The organism is Pseudarthrobacter sp. fls2-241-R2A-127 (assembly GCF_030209355.1).
Taxonomy (GTDB): domain Bacteria; phylum Actinomycetota; class Actinomycetes; order Actinomycetales; family Micrococcaceae; genus Arthrobacter.
On record NZ_JARVSF010000029.1, the window covers coordinates 74850 to 88395 of the forward strand.

The 13546-nt window shown below is 66.4% G+C and carries 14 protein-coding genes and 1 tRNA gene; 8 read left to right on the plus strand and 7 right to left on the minus strand.

Translation table 11 applies throughout. The annotated features are described in order from the left end of the window. Nucleotides 1-186: 186 nt before the first annotated feature. Nucleotides 187-259 (minus strand) — tRNA-Lys (locus QRN53_RS17670). Between the two features lie 221 nt (nt 260-480). On the opposite strand from QRN53_RS17670, the gene QRN53_RS17675 reads away from it, so the two are divergent. The 3 genes from QRN53_RS17675 (at nt 481) to QRN53_RS17685 (ending at nt 3072) form a co-directional block, all read left to right on the plus strand. Then, the gene (locus QRN53_RS17675) at nt 481-1140 is read left to right on the plus strand and encodes a hypothetical protein (protein WP_018763206.1); all 660 of its coding nucleotides are present in this window, start codon (nt 481-483) and stop codon (nt 1138-1140) included. A 302-nt stretch (nt 1141-1442) separates the two neighbouring features. After that, nucleotides 1443-2060 (plus strand): DUF47 domain-containing protein, encoded by a 618-nt coding sequence (locus QRN53_RS17680; RefSeq protein WP_285245116.1) that lies wholly within the window; start codon nt 1443-1445, stop codon nt 2058-2060. Between the two features lies 1 nt (nt 2061). Then, nucleotides 2062-3072, plus strand: a complete 1011-nt coding sequence (locus QRN53_RS17685; protein WP_285245117.1) for an inorganic phosphate transporter — start codon at nt 2062-2064, stop codon at nt 3070-3072. Between the two features lie 22 nt (nt 3073-3094). Here the strand turns inward: QRN53_RS17685 and QRN53_RS17690 are convergent, their stop codons facing one another. The 5 genes from QRN53_RS17690 to pstS all read right to left on the minus strand — a co-directional run bounded on the left by QRN53_RS17690 (nt 3095) and on the right by pstS (nt 7715). After that, nucleotides 3095-3493, minus strand: coding sequence for a hypothetical protein (locus QRN53_RS17690; RefSeq protein WP_285245118.1), 399 nt, complete (start codon nt 3491-3493; stop codon nt 3095-3097). Between the two features lie 96 nt (nt 3494-3589). Beyond that, nucleotides 3590-4369: a phosphate ABC transporter ATP-binding protein PstB gene (gene pstB, locus QRN53_RS17695; protein WP_018763202.1), complete on the minus strand. Its 780-nt coding sequence runs from the start codon at nt 4367-4369 to the stop codon at nt 3590-3592. Between the two features lie 75 nt (nt 4370-4444). Continuing rightward, nucleotides 4445-5557 carry a phosphate ABC transporter permease PstA gene (pstA, locus tag QRN53_RS17700; RefSeq protein WP_285245119.1) on the minus strand — a complete coding sequence of 371 codons (1113 nt, stop codon included), beginning with the start codon at nt 5555-5557 and terminating at the stop codon, nt 4445-4447. Continuing rightward, the gene (gene pstC / locus QRN53_RS17705; RefSeq protein ID WP_285245120.1) at nt 5558-6490 is read right to left on the minus strand and encodes a phosphate ABC transporter permease subunit PstC; all 933 of its coding nucleotides are present in this window, start codon (nt 6488-6490) and stop codon (nt 5558-5560) included. Between the two features lie 103 nt (nt 6491-6593). After that, nucleotides 6594-7715, minus strand: a complete 1122-nt coding sequence (gene pstS, locus QRN53_RS17710; RefSeq protein ID WP_285245121.1) for a phosphate ABC transporter substrate-binding protein PstS — start codon at nt 7713-7715, stop codon at nt 6594-6596. A 251-nt stretch (nt 7716-7966) separates the two neighbouring features. Between pstS and QRN53_RS17715 the strand changes: the two genes are divergently transcribed. The 3 genes from QRN53_RS17715 to QRN53_RS17725 all read left to right on the plus strand — a co-directional run bounded on the left by QRN53_RS17715 (nt 7967) and on the right by QRN53_RS17725 (nt 12294). Then, entirely contained in the window at nt 7967-9094 is a 1128-nt protein-coding gene (locus tag QRN53_RS17715; RefSeq protein ID WP_285245122.1) for an FUSC family protein, read from the plus strand. Nucleotides 9095-9123: 29 nt separating this feature from the next. Beyond that, on the plus strand, nt 9124-10497 hold the full coding sequence (gene radA / locus QRN53_RS17720; protein WP_285245123.1) for a DNA repair protein RadA: 1374 nt from the start codon (nt 9124-9126) through the stop codon (nt 10495-10497). Between the two features lie 108 nt (nt 10498-10605). Continuing rightward, entirely contained in the window at nt 10606-12294 is a 1689-nt protein-coding gene (locus QRN53_RS17725) for a sensor histidine kinase (protein WP_285245124.1), read from the plus strand. 16 nt (nt 12295-12310) lie between these two features. Here QRN53_RS17725 and QRN53_RS17730 read toward each other — a convergent pair whose 3' ends face one another. Further along, complete coding sequence (locus tag QRN53_RS17730; RefSeq protein WP_285245125.1) at nt 12311-12550, minus strand: hypothetical protein; 240 nt, start codon at nt 12548-12550, stop codon at nt 12311-12313. 115 nt (nt 12551-12665) lie between these two features. Between QRN53_RS17730 and QRN53_RS17735 the strand changes: the two genes are divergently transcribed. Then, nucleotides 12666-13154: an NUDIX hydrolase gene (locus QRN53_RS17735; protein ID WP_285245126.1), complete on the plus strand. Its 489-nt coding sequence runs from the start codon at nt 12666-12668 to the stop codon at nt 13152-13154. A 93-nt stretch (nt 13155-13247) separates the two neighbouring features. Next, nucleotides 13248-13546: helix-turn-helix domain-containing protein (locus tag QRN53_RS17740; protein WP_350224185.1), on the plus strand; the 299-nt coding region annotated here is incomplete at its 3' end.

Genomic DNA, 13546 nt, shown 5'->3' on the forward strand with positions numbered 1-13546 from the left:
TACCGGGCGCTGCATCGCTGGCAGCGTGGTTCTTTTGCAGGTCACCGCGGCTGCTTTCCCGCGGCGACTGGACGCAGTGTGCCCTGGCGGACCACCGGTTTGGTGCGCACTGGGTTAAGCCGCCCGGGCGGCTTAAAGCAAAGGGGTCCGCCGGTACTTGCGGCGGACCCTCATGGTCTCTCTGGGTGGGCCCTGTGGGGCTCGAACCCACGACCCACGGATTAAAAGTCCGATGCTCTACCAACTGAGCTAAAGGCCCCTGCCGGCTGGTCAGACACACTGTGTCATTCCGTCCGGCCCAATCCATTTCTGGACGTTAATACTCTAACCCATGGTTCCGCCGTCTTCGCACACGGCCCGGCCGCCGCCGTCGGCCGCTTTCCGGCCCGCCCAAGGGCCGTCCGGGCGCCCCTGCCGGGCGCCCCTGCCGGGCGCCGCCCATGCTCGATTTACACCGTGGCACAGGAGTAGCGTGGGGGCATGAGCGAGCAAGCAGGAACCAGCCCCTACGGCGGCAGCAACCGGCACCACAAGCCAAAGCCGTTCGCCCCGATGGATTTCGAGCCGTTCGCCGGCGGCGCCGATCCCGCCCGCGTCTCGGAGGCCGCCCACCTTGCCGCCCAGGCGCTGGTCCGCCATGGCCGCGACAGCGACGATCCCGTGATCACCGAACGCCTGGTGAAGCTGGCCGACGAACAGGGCCTGGATGCCATCGCCGAGATGTGGGCTGAAAGTCCGGCCCGTTCCCTGCCCGGCGCGCTCTGGCGGCTCTACGCGCTCCGCGCCGCCACGGTCCGTGACCCTGAACGGATCTCGGTCTACTTCCGGGCCGGCCGGGACACGGCACAGGTGTCCAACGTGGTGGCCGGCGCCGCCGAGCCGCCGGGCGCCGATGAAATGCGCACCATGGCCGACGCCATCCTCTCGGGCGCGTTCGACGGCGATTTCGACGTCGCGCTGGAACGTTCGGCCGCCTTCTGCCGGGTGGTCGCGCTCGGCCAGGCCACGCTGGCGGACGGCGCCGAGCACGCCAACGAGGCCCACGCCAGCAAGCTGACCCGCAATTCCCACCAGCTGGTCAAGACGGCCGAGGACCTGGAACACGCCGCCAACGCGTGGCGCCTGGGCGAACTCGATTGACCGCTGTCCCGCAGTTTTCCTGACCAACCACGGGCCTGCTGTCAAGATTGACTTGGACGGGGCGAAGTAGAAGACTGAAACCGGTGCCGAGCCGCGAAACCCCCGGGCTTCAACAATTAGCCGCCTAGAGCGGCCTACCGCCGAGAGGCGTATCCGGTTCGGCACCATTTTTCTGCCCTCTTCCCGGCGGCCAATTCAAGGCACGCTCCAACGGGCCGGTAGAGTAGGCGACAGTTGTGCGTCGGCGTCAAGTCACACGGCAGCAACGCCCGCCTTGAACAGTCCCGGAGACCGGTAAACACGTGAAGCTGCGCCTTTTTCCCCAGGAGCCCGCAGGGCTGAACCTCCTATCGCAGATGGCACACCAGATCGTGCTGGCCAGTGCAACCCTGGCCGAAATCCTTGGCGTACCCGCGGCGGAGCACGGCAAGCTCGTGGAGGACATGCACAACCTCGAGGCCAAGTCCGCGGAATTGCATTTCGCGCTGCTGACGCACATGCGCACCAGCTTCGTGAACCCCCTCCCCCGCGAGGACATGTACGCACTGTCCCGCTACCTCAACGAGGCCATGGAGAAGATGGACGCGGCGGCGGAACTGGTGGCCCTGTACAAGCTGGACCGCCTGCCCAAGCGGGCGGCGGACCAGCTGGAGATCATCAGCCGGCAGGCGGAGCTGACAGTCGATGCCATGCGCCGGCTCAATGACCTCGATGACCTCGAGGATTACTGGATCGAGATCCTGCGCCTTGCCAAGCGGGCCGAGCGGACCCACCGGGTGTGGGTTGCGGACATGATCGCAGACATGAAATGGGCGCAGTACTCGCGCAACCGGGATATTGCCAACCAGCTGGTGGAGGTCACCAAGGACATGCGGCGGGTGGCCACCCAGGTAGGCAGCATCATCGTCAAGGAATCCTGACGTGGCGGCAGCCATCTTCGCTGCGGTGGTCCTGCTGGCCGCAGCATTTGCCTTCCTGAACGGCTTCCGTGATGCATCCACCTCGGTGGCCCTTGCGGTGCGGAACCGGGCCCTCACGCCGAGCGTGGCCGTGCTCCTCGCCGCGTTCTTCAACTTCGTGGGCGCCCTGCTGAGCGCGATGCTCGCGGTCGCCGCCAGCCGGACCTGGATCAACCTTCCGGCAGGACCGGGCGGCCTCGCCATCCTGCTGGCCGGCTTGGCCAGCGCCTGCGCCTGGGGCCTGCTGATGTGGCGCCGCGGCATCCCGGCCTCCTCCACCCACGCATTGGTGGGGGGACTTGCCGGGGCCGGACTGGCCAGCCTGGCAGTCGGCGGCCCCGGGGTGGCCGGCGTGGACCAGTCGCTGCTGTTCCAGGTGGTCCTGCCGCTGGTGCTTTCCCCGCTGGTGGCCTACAGCGGGTCGTTCATGCTGGTGTACCCGGCCACGTGGGGGGCGCGTTACACCCAACCCAACGTGGTGAACCAGCGGTTCCGCAGGGGGCAGGCCATCGCTGCCGGTGCGGTTGCCTTCGGTCACGGCCTGCAGGACGGGCAGCGGGTCAGCGCCGTGCTGTTGCTGGCCCTGCTGGCGGCAGGGTATTCCGACGGCGGGATCCCCGTCTGGGTTGCCTTGCTGTCCGCGGTGATGATGACCGCAGGGACCCTGTTCGGCGGGTGGCGGATCTCGTACACCATCGGCTACAAGATCACCAGGATCGATCCGCTGCGCGGCTCCGTGGCCCAGACTTTCAGCGCGCTGATGCTGTTTGTGGGTGCCATCGGGCTGCACTGGCCGCTGTCCACCACCCACACCGTTACGGCCGGCACCTTGGGCGCGGGCGAGAACCAGCACTTCTCGGTGACCAACCGGAAGCTGGTCATCAGGATCATCTGGCTTTGGGTCCTGACGCCGGTGGCCACCTGCGCCCTGGCGTTCGTGCTGGCGCTGGCATTGTCGCCGCTGGCGGCGTAGCCGGGGCCCGAAAGTTGCGGTCCTAGATGATGGCGGGCGCTGCGTCCGGGGCCGGCAGGATCGCGGCCAGTTCTTCGGCAGACAGGTTCGCCGCCGTGCAGAGCTCATCCTGGGCGACTCCCGCGGAGGACGCTTTCTGGACTGCCTGGCGCAGCGCCTCCAAAGCGCTGTCCAGCTCCCACTGCTTGCTTTCAAGGTAGGAGCTGGTGCGCCACACCTCCGAGAGCACGTCCTCCGGGCCTCCGGCCGCCGCAACGGCTTCCGGGTCGATTTGCGGGACGAGCGGCCCGCCGCCAAGGGTGGCGGCCAGCCCGGCAGCTGCATCGAAGTCCTGCACGTGCGCGGCGGGCAGCGCGGATGCGGCCGCAGCGGGCAGGGAAACCGTAAGCTGGGGACCGGGATTGCTGGCCGTCTGCGTCATGGCAAAACTCCTAAGCTTGCTTACTGCTAGATTCGAAAGTATCTAGTTCAGCGTACTAAATGCCGTCGGGGTTCGCCAACAGGACCGGCCGGCCGTTTATCCGAAACGCCCGGAGACGTAGTCCTCAGTGGCCTTCTGCACCGGGTTGCTGAAGATGGTGTGCGTGTCACCGTATTCGATCAGCTTGCCCGGCTTGCCCGTGCCCGCAATGTTGAAGAAGGCCGTCTTGTCAGAGACACGGGCAGCCTGCTGCATGTTGTGGGTCACGATCACCACGGTGTACTGGTCCTTGAGCTCATTGATGAGGTCTTCGATGGCCAGGGTGGAAATCGGGTCCAGGGCGGAGCAGGGCTCGTCCATCAGGATCACCTGCGGCTCCACGGCGATGGCGCGGGCAATGCAGAGCCGCTGCTGCTGTCCGCCGGAGAGGCCGGATCCGGGCTTCTCCAGCCGGTCCTTGACCTCGTTCCACAGGTTGGCGCCCTTGAGCGAACGCTCCACGAGGACATCGGCCTCGCCCTTGGAGATCTTCTTGTTATTCAGCTTGACCCCGGCCAGCACGTTGTCCCGGATGGACATGGTGGGGAACGGGTTGGGGCGCTGGAAGACCATGCCGATCTGGGAACGGACCGTCACGGGATCCACGCCCGGGCCGTAAAGGTTGTCTCCGTCCAGCAGCACCTCGCCTTCCACGCGGGCACCGGGGATGACCTCGTGCATGCGGTTCAGGGTCCGCAGGAACGTGGACTTGCCGCAGCCGGACGGGCCGATGAACGCGGTGACGGACTTGGCCTCGATGTTGATGCTGACGTCCTCAACGGCGAGGAAGTCGCCGTAGTACACGTTCAGGTCCTTGACGTCGATGCGCTTAGACATGGTGTTCCTTCACTTGCTGGTATGGATTGAAGTCTAGGATCCGCCGGGGTTCGGCGGAAGGTGCGGGAGGCTTGGTCAGCGGCCCGTCTTGGGGGCGAAGATCCTGGCGATCAGGCGCGCCACCAGGTTCAGGACCATCACCAGGATGATCAGCACCAGCGCCGCTCCCCAGGCCCGCTGCGAGGACGGGTCCGGGTTGGACGGTGAGGTGGGGTTCAGGATCTGGGTGTAGATGAAGGTGGGCAGCGAGGCCATCCAGCCGCCGAACACGTTTGAGTTGATGCTCGTGGCAAAGCCTGCGGTGACCAGGATGGGCGCCGTCTCGCCGATGACGCGCGCAATAGCCAGGGTGACGCCGGACGCGATGCCCGAGATCGCCGTCGGGATAACCACCTTGAGGATGGTCCGCCACTTGCGCACGCCCAGGGCGTAGGCGGCCTCGCGCAGCTCATTGGGAACAATCTTGAGCATTTCCTCGCTGGAGCGGACCACCACGGGGATCATCAGGACCGAAAGGGCGACGGCGGCCACCGCGCCGGTCTTGGTACCCGGACCCACCACCACGAAGAAGAATGCGGCGGCGAAGAGGCCGGCCACGATGGAGGGGATGCCGGTCATGACGTCCACGAAGAACGTGATGGCCTTGGCCAGGCGGCCGTCGTGGCCATACTCCACCAGGTAGATGGCCGTGAGCAGGCCTACGGGCACCGAGATCACGGTGGCCAGCAGCGTGATCTGAACCGTGCCCAGGATGGCGTGGTAGATGCCGCCCATTACCGGGCCGCCGCTCTCCACGGCCTTGTTGTCGAACGCGCCCGTGACGCCGTTCATGGAGGTGGTGAGGAATCCGGGGTCCATAAGACCCGGAATGCCGTTCACCAGCACCGTCCAGATCACCGAAACGAGCGGCAGGAGGGCCACCAGGAACGAGCCAACCACCAGGCAGGTGGCCAGCTTGTCCTTGGCCCTGCGGGAGCCTTCCACCATGGCGCTCCAGGAGACCAGGCCGATGGCGAAGAGCAGTGCCGAGACCAGTCCCCAGCCAAACGCATTGAAGCCGATCAGGGCAAGGATGGCTGCCCCGACGATCAACGCGGCAGCCAGGACGGCGTAGGGTGCGTACTTGGGCAGCTGGCCCTTGGTGAGCGCCGACCGCTTGCTGCGGACCGGGGTAAGCGTGGAGGTCATTTAGTTGGCTCCCGAGAATTCTTTGTGCCGGGTGATGACCCAGCGGGCGATCATGTTCACGGCCAGGGTGATGACGAACAGGACCAGGCCGGCGGCGATCAGGGTGCTGACCTTGATGCCGCTGGCTTCGGGGAAGTTCAGGGCGATCTCGGCTGCGATGGTCTGGTTGCCGGACTGGATCAGGCTGGCGGTCAGGGCGCCGGAGGACAGGACCAGGGCAACAGCCATGGTTTCGCCCAGTGCACGGCCCAACCCCAGCATGATTGCGCTGATGATGCCCGGGCGGCCGAAGGGCAGCACTGCCATCTTGATCATTTCCCAGCGGGTGGCACCGAGCGCCAGCGCCGCCTCCTCATGCAGCTTGGGGGTCTGCAGGAAGATCTCGCGGGAGAGCGAGGTGATGATGGGCAGGACCATGACCGCCAGGACGATGCCCGCGGTGAGGATGGTCTTGCCGGTGGTGGAGGCGGGGCCCTGGAAGATGGGGAGCCAGCCCATGTTCTCCGCAAGCCACCCGTAGGCGGGCGAGATTTGCTTGGCCAGGAACGCTGCGCCCCACGCTCCGTAGACAACGGAGGGGATGGCGGCGAGCAGGTCAACGACGTAACCGAGCCCGGAGGCGAGGCGGCGCGGCGCGAAGTGCGAGATGAAGAGCGCCACTCCGATGGCCACCGGGGTGGCGATCACCAGAGCGATGACGGCGGCGATGAGGGTGCCGATGACAATGGGCCAGATGTAGGCGAAGAAGCCTTGTCCGCCCTGGATCTTGTCGGCCGGTGCGGTCAGCGCGGGAATTGCCTGGACCACCAGGAAGAGTGCGACGCCGAAGAGGACGGCGAGGATCAGGCAGCCGGCGGCCAGTGCGGCTCCGGAGAAGACTTTGTCCCCGGTGCGGCCGGCGCCCTGTGTACTGGTCAGGGAGGTGGCGGTCATTCGACGGCCCTTCGATTCGTTGCGGTATAAGGAAACGGGGTGCAATGCCAAGTTCCCCGCACTGCCTTCCGGCAGGCGGGGAACCTGGTTTTTGCGGCGATTACTAGGACTTGACCTTGATCGAGTCGATGGCCTTGGCGGCCTTGGCTGCGAGGTCGGAAGACAGCGGAGCCGACTTGGCCGAGTCCGCAGCAGCCTTCTGGCCGTCAGCGGAGACTACGTAGTGCTCGAAGGCCTTGACCAGGTCAACCGTTTCCTGCTTGTCGTAGGTGGTGCACAGGACGTGAAAGGACACCAGGACGATCGGGTAGGCGCCGGCGATGGTGGTCTTGCGGTCCAGCTTGATGGAGAGGTCGTTGGCGGCGCGGCCGTCAACGGGCTTGCCGGCGTCAACTGCCTTGGCGGCGGCATCGGCGGAGATCTTGGTGAAGGAGTCGCCCACCTTGATCTGTGCCACACCCAGCTTGCCGCTCACGGCGGAGTCGTCAGCGTAGGTCACGGCACCGGGGGTGTCCGTCACGGTCTTGACCACACCGGAGGTGCCCTTGGCGTTCTCGCCCTGCAGGCTGGCAGGCCAGACACCGGCGGCCTTGTCGGTCCAGACATCGGAGGCTGCGGCGGACAGGTAGTCCGTGAAGTTCTGCGTGGTGCCGGAGTCATCGGAGCGGTTCACCGGGGTGACCTTGAGGTCCGGCAGGGACACGCCGGCATTGAGGGCAGCGATCGCGGGGTCGTTCCACTTGGCGATCTGGCCGCGGAAGATCTTGGCAACGGTGGCGGCATCCAGCTTCAGGTCGGTGACGCCGGGAACGTTGAAGGCCACTGCGATCGGGGAGATGTACACCGGAACGTTGATGGCGCCGTCGGGACCGCACTTGTCCTTGGAGGAAGCGAACTCGGCATCGGTCAGGTAGGCATCCGAGCCGGCAAACTGTGCCGAGCCGTCGAGGATTGCCTTGCGGCCGGCACCGGAGCCGTCCGGGGAGTACTGCACGCTGGCGCCGGAGTTGGCGGAGGCGAAGTTCGTCTTCCATGCATCCATGGCCGCACCCTGGGCGGAGGAGCCGATGCCGGTCAGCGTGCCGGTGACCTTGGTGCCGGAGGAAGCCTGGTTGCCTGCAGGCGCGGTGCCCGTGGCGTTGTCTGAACCGCAGGCGGACAGCGCGAGTGCGCCCGCAGCGATAACAGCGATAGCCGCGTGGCGGCCGAAGCGAATTGCCTTCACTAGATGTACCCCTTCCAGGGTTATTCAGGTGCGGGACAGGGACGGAGAACCCTGCTGCGCGATGCGTACGTTGTGTACCTTCAAGTAAGTTATGGGCCGCAGGTAACGGGATGGGCTGTCCAAAGTGAACGGATGATTAACGACGGCGGGATATTGGCTGACATATGCCGGGTCACCATTGCGCAGATCACACGTCCAGCCGTAGTGGACCCGTACCCGGCAGTGGACGGGCACTGAATAGACTTGACCGCATGGCCATCCCAGCAGGACTCTCAGCAAGCCGGCGGTTCCTGCGCACCCGCATCCGGACCGGGCTGATCCGCAGCCGCAACTCCTTCGTGCCCGCCATCCAGATGACCGTCTGCGCGGTGGGGGCCTACGCTTTCGCGCAGTACGTCCTGGGCCATTCGGGCCCCTTGTTCGCCGCCACCTCATCGCTGATCGCGCTCGGATTCTCGCGTGAGCCGCGGCTGCGCAGGGTCATGGAGGTGGGGCTTGGCTGCACCATCGGCATCGCGGTGGGCGACCTGCTCCTGCACTGGCTGGGCGGCGAAATCTGGGTGGCCGCCGTCGTGCTTCTCTTCTCCATCCTGCTGGCCCGGTTCCTGGACAGCGGAAATATCTTTACCACCCAGTTGGCGCTGCAATCGCTGCTGGTGGTGCTGTTGCCCGCGCCGTCAGGCGGCCCGTTCACCCGAAGTATCGACGCCGTGGTGGGTGGCTTCTGCGCACTGCTGGTGACCATCCTGGCGCCCAAAGACCCCCGCCGGGAGCCACGCCGCGACGTCCAGAAGCTGCTGCATGAACTGGCCGAGGTCCTGCGTGAATGCGCCGGTGCGCTGGTGAACAGCGATTCCACCCAGGCCTGGCACGCGCTGATCCGCGGCAGGAACTGCCAGCCCCTGGTGGATGCCATGCGCCAGTCCCTCCGGGCGTCCGGGGAGGTGGCCACGCTGGCACCGGCCTACCGTCGGCACCGGGACGAGCTGGACCGGCTGAACCAGTCGCTGGACTTTATTGACCTGGCGCTGCGGAACAGCCGCGTCTTCGCGCGGCGGCTGACCAGCGCCATCAACCACACGGCCCTCTCGGACGAGGCCACGGACAGCATCGCCGGGGTGCTCCAGGAGACCGCTGCCGCCATTGATGAGCTCTCGCTGGGCCTGGCGGAAACGCACGACGGCGTCCGGCGCGCCCACCTGCGCACGGCCAGGCGCGACCTGAGCGAGATAGCGCTGCGGTTGCACCCGAAGCTGTTGGAGGTGCAGCGGCTGGAGGGCGAAACAGTGGTGATGCTGTTCCGCCCCCTCATGGTGGACCTGCTGGAAGCAACGGGCATGGACGCGGCCGAGGCCAGGGATGTGCTGCCCGCACTGTAGTGTCTGTGCCCGCCAGTAGGGTTGACCCCATGGCAACAAAGACTTCCCGGGCATCCAAAGCGCCCGCCTATAAATGCGCCGAATGCGGCTGGACCACCGCCAAGTGGGTGGGCCGCTGCGGCGAGTGCCAGGCGTGGGGCACGGTTGAGGAAACTGGCGCAGCGGTGGCACGGACCACGGCCGCCACGACGGTGGTGGAGCCGGCGCGCCGGATCGCGGATGTGGACGCCACCACGGCGGCGTTCCTTCCTACCGGTGTGGACGAACTGGACCGCGTCCTGGGCGGCGGCCTGGTTCCCGGTGCGGTCATCCTGCTGGCGGGTGAGCCCGGCGTGGGCAAGTCCACGCTGCTGCTGGACGTGGCCGCAAAGTTCGCCCGAACCGCGCAGGACGTCCTCTACGTCACCGGGGAGGAGTCGGCCGCACAGGTGAAGCTGCGCGCCGAACGGATCGACGCCGTCGCCGAATCCCTGTACCTGTCAGCGGAGACGGACCTGGGCCAGGCGCTGGGCCAAGTGGAGAAGATTGAACCGCGGCTGCTGATAGTGGACTCCGTGCAAACCCTCAGCAGCGCGGACGTGGACGGCAGCGCCGGCGGCGTATCCCAGGTGCGTGAAGTAGCAGCATCCATCATTGCCGCAGCAAAGCGGCGGAACATGACCACGCTGCTGGTGGGGCATGTCACCAAGGACGGCTCCATCGCCGGGCCTCGGCTGCTGGAGCACCTGGTGGACGTAGTGTGCCAGTTCGAGGGCGAGCGGCACTCCCGGCTGCGGTTGCTGCGTGCCGTGAAAAACCGGTACGGGCCCACCGACGACGTGGGCTGCTTCGACCTCAACGAGAACGGGATCGAGGGCCTCGCTGATCCCAGCGGCCTGTTCGTCAGCCGCACCAAGGACCCGGTTTCGGGCACCTGCATCACCGTCACCATGGAGGGGCGCCGCCCCCTGCTCGCGGAAGTGCAGTCGCTCCTGGCCGAAAGTCCCAACGCGCAGCCCCGGCGGGCAACCAGCGGCCTGGACAGTTCACGGGTGTCCATGCTGCTTGCTGTCCTGCAGCAGCGCGCCGGAACCATGCTGCACAAGGACGACTCCTACGTTGCCACCGTAGGCGGCGTGAAGCTCAGCGAACCGGCCACGGACCTCGCGGTGGCCCTTGCCGTGGCCTCGGCGAAGGCCCGCAAACCGCTGCCCATCCGGCTGATTGCCTTCGGCGAGGTAGGCCTGGCGGGCGAGGTCCGTCCGGTGCCGGGGATCAACCAGCGCATCCAGGAGGCCCACCGGCTCGGGTTTACGCACGCAGTGGTTCCGGCCAGCCACACCGGGCCCGGTCCGGTCCCTGCCGGATTCTCGGTGCGGGAAGTGGAGCACCTGACGGAGGCGCTGAGCCTTCTGATCGGATAGCCCGTGGCCATAACCAGGCGCCAACCGTGAGATCCGCCGCCTGCGCGGGTACTGTGGCTGCAGGACCTTCATGCAAACGGAGGCAAGATATTTCTGCTCTGGGGCAGCGTGGTAACCCGTGAACAGCAACGCAGCAACGAGATGCCCGGCCGGGCGCACGCAACGCAGCGTGAACCGCTCGTGTCCAGCCGCCTGGACGGGCTTTTCGGCAGCCTCAGCGCCCGCAGGCGGGTGATGGCAAGCCAACTTCCCGTCACCCTGACCGTGGCACTGGTGGTCGTGGCCGCGGCCATCTACAGCCCCTGGACACTGGCAGACAGCAGGTTCCTGGCTGCGCTGCTGTTCCATTTGGCTATCGCCGCTGCCTGCGTCGCCGTGCCCTGGGGCCGGCTGCCGTCCTGGGCATTCGCCGTGATTCCGCTTCTTGACTGCCTGGCCATCGGATTGACCCGCGAGGCAGGCGGGCCGTCCTTCAGCGTCCTGAGCCTGACCCTGGTGTTCCCCGTTATCTGGCTCTCCGCGCAGGTGCGGCCTTACATGCCGGCCCTGGCTATCGCCGGTACCATCCTCAGCACCGTGATCCCCACCGCAGTGCTGGGGTCGCAGCCGGCCGCCGGCTCGATGATCCGCGTCCTGATCCTGCCCCTGGTCATGTCCGTCATGGCCGTAACCGCGCACGTGGTGGCCACCACCATCCGCCGGCACCGCATCAAGCTGATGGACAGCGAAGATCGTCTCGGCCGGACACTGGACGAAAGCGTCCGGCGCCAAAACCTGCTCGACGCCGTCCTCGGCGCCGTGGGCGTAGGCGTCTGGGTGGTGGACCGCAGCGGCAACACGGTGCTGGCCAACAAAACCCTAAAATCCGACCCCGCCCTGGCCGGCCTCATTAAACCAGGTGCCGGAAATACCCAATTGCTGGCCGCAGACCGGATCACGCGTGTTCCGGGCGGTTCACTGCCCGCTGAGCGCGCGGCCGCCGGGGAAGCGTTCATGGACGAGCTCTACTGGGCCGGGCCGGCGGATGGCCAGCGCGCCTATTCGGTGAGCTCGCACGGCTTTCCCGCCGCCGGCGGCCAGGACGCCGGCGGCGTCATCACCTTCGCGGATGTCACCGACCTGATCAGCGCCCTGGCAGCCAAGGACGACTTCGTGGCCACGGTCTCGCACGAGCTGCGGACTCCCCTGACATCAATCCTTGGCTACCTGGAACTGGTCCTCGACGAGCCTGGCCACGACGACATCCGTGCGGAGCTCCTGGTGGTCCGGCGCAACGCCGACCATTTGATGGGCTTGGTCAACGACCTCATTGCCGTGGCGTCAGAGCGCGTGGAACTGTCCCTGGAGGAGACGGATCTCGCCCAGTTGGTGACCCGCGCAGTGGACGCCGCCCTCCACCGGGCGGCCGGGAATGGCCTGCACGTGAAGCTCGAAGTGGAACGGCCCCTGCCTGTCCGGGCAGATCCGGCCAGGATCAGCCAGGTCCTGGACAACCTGCTGTCCAACGCCGTCAAATACTCCCCGGGCGGTGGGCTCATTACCGCCACCGCTGCCCGGACCGAGGCTGGACTGGTCTGTTCCATCACGGACACCGGCCTCGGCATGAGTGAAGAAGAGCAGGAGCAGGCGTTTACAAAGTTTTTCCGCTCCGCGCGTTCACGGTCCACCGCCATCCCGGGGGCGGGCCTGGGATTGCCGGTCAGCAAAACGATTGTGGAGGGCCACGGTGGATCAATCAGCCTGGCCAGCGCACCCGGCGCAGGCACCAGTGCCACCTTCATCCTGCCGGGAGCCTGAGCAGCCCGGCAGGAGTTCAGGAATCGGAGCCGGTCAACCAGCTGGAAACGTCACTGCGCAGCACCATCAGCGGGCCGCCTGTGGCGCTGACGTTGCCGTTGGCAACGTAATAGCCGCGGCCCGATCCTGTTCCTCCGGCGGCGCGGTCCAGCGCCTCCACCAAGTGCCGCGGCAGGTGGCCCTGCGGGCCAAGGCTGCGAAGTTCAGCAACTTCCTCCGGCGTAAGCCGTCCCAAAACCTCAGCAATATGAGCCATGACCGGGTCCCTTCGAGCAGAGTGCCTGAAGGAATAACCTAAAGCAGCGCCGTGAATTCAACGTTAACGGCGGACGGCAATTAAGGGTCATCAACAGCAGGCGGGAAGGAAACCAATGCCGGTTCGAAGTGCGGGGATCCTGCTGTACCAGTGGCCACCGGGACAGGCAGCGGGCGCCACCGATGGGCTGCAGGTGTGGATCGCGCATATGGGCGGCCCGTTCTGGAGCCACAAGGACGCCCACTCCTGGTCCATCCCCAAAGGGGAGTATTCCGACGACGAAGACGCCCTGGCCGCGGCGCGGCGCGAATTCGCCGAGGAAATGGGCGTTCCCGCCCCTGACGCCGACTACCGCCTGCTAGGCGAATTCCGGCAGGCATCGGGAAAAATCATTGCTGTTTTCGCGGCCCGGGCCGGGTTTGCACCGGACGCCATCCGCAGCAACACCTTCCCCCTTGAATGGCCCAGGGGGTCGGGAAAGATCCAGCACTACCCCGAGATCGACGACGCCCGGTGGTTCACGGTGGACGAGGCCCGGCTCAAACTCGTGAAGGGCCAGCTGCCCGTCCTGGAGGCGCTGCTCCAGGACCTGTCGCCGGCCTAGGTGTACTGAGTCAGGACGTTGGTTACATCGTGAATAGGTGAAGACCTCTTAGGTTGGTGGTTACCACACACAGCCAACGACTAAGAGGTCTTCATGTCCCACCGTAATGCCCGGCTGACTCCGAACGGTAGGCGGATCGTTATCGAGCGCGTCCTCGCAGGCCAGCCAGTGGCCCACGTAGCCAAAGAGATGGGTATCTCCAGGACCTGTGCGCACCGTTGGATCAGCAGGTACCGCGCGGATGGGTGGGCTGGTTTGGAAGACCGCAGCTCCCGCCCAAAGTCATGCCCGCACGCCACCTCCGCGGAAGTCATTGCGGATGTTCTCACCCAGCGCGTCGAGCACCGGGAAGGGCCAGCGGACCTGGCCGTGCGCTGCGGCACGAGCGCCCG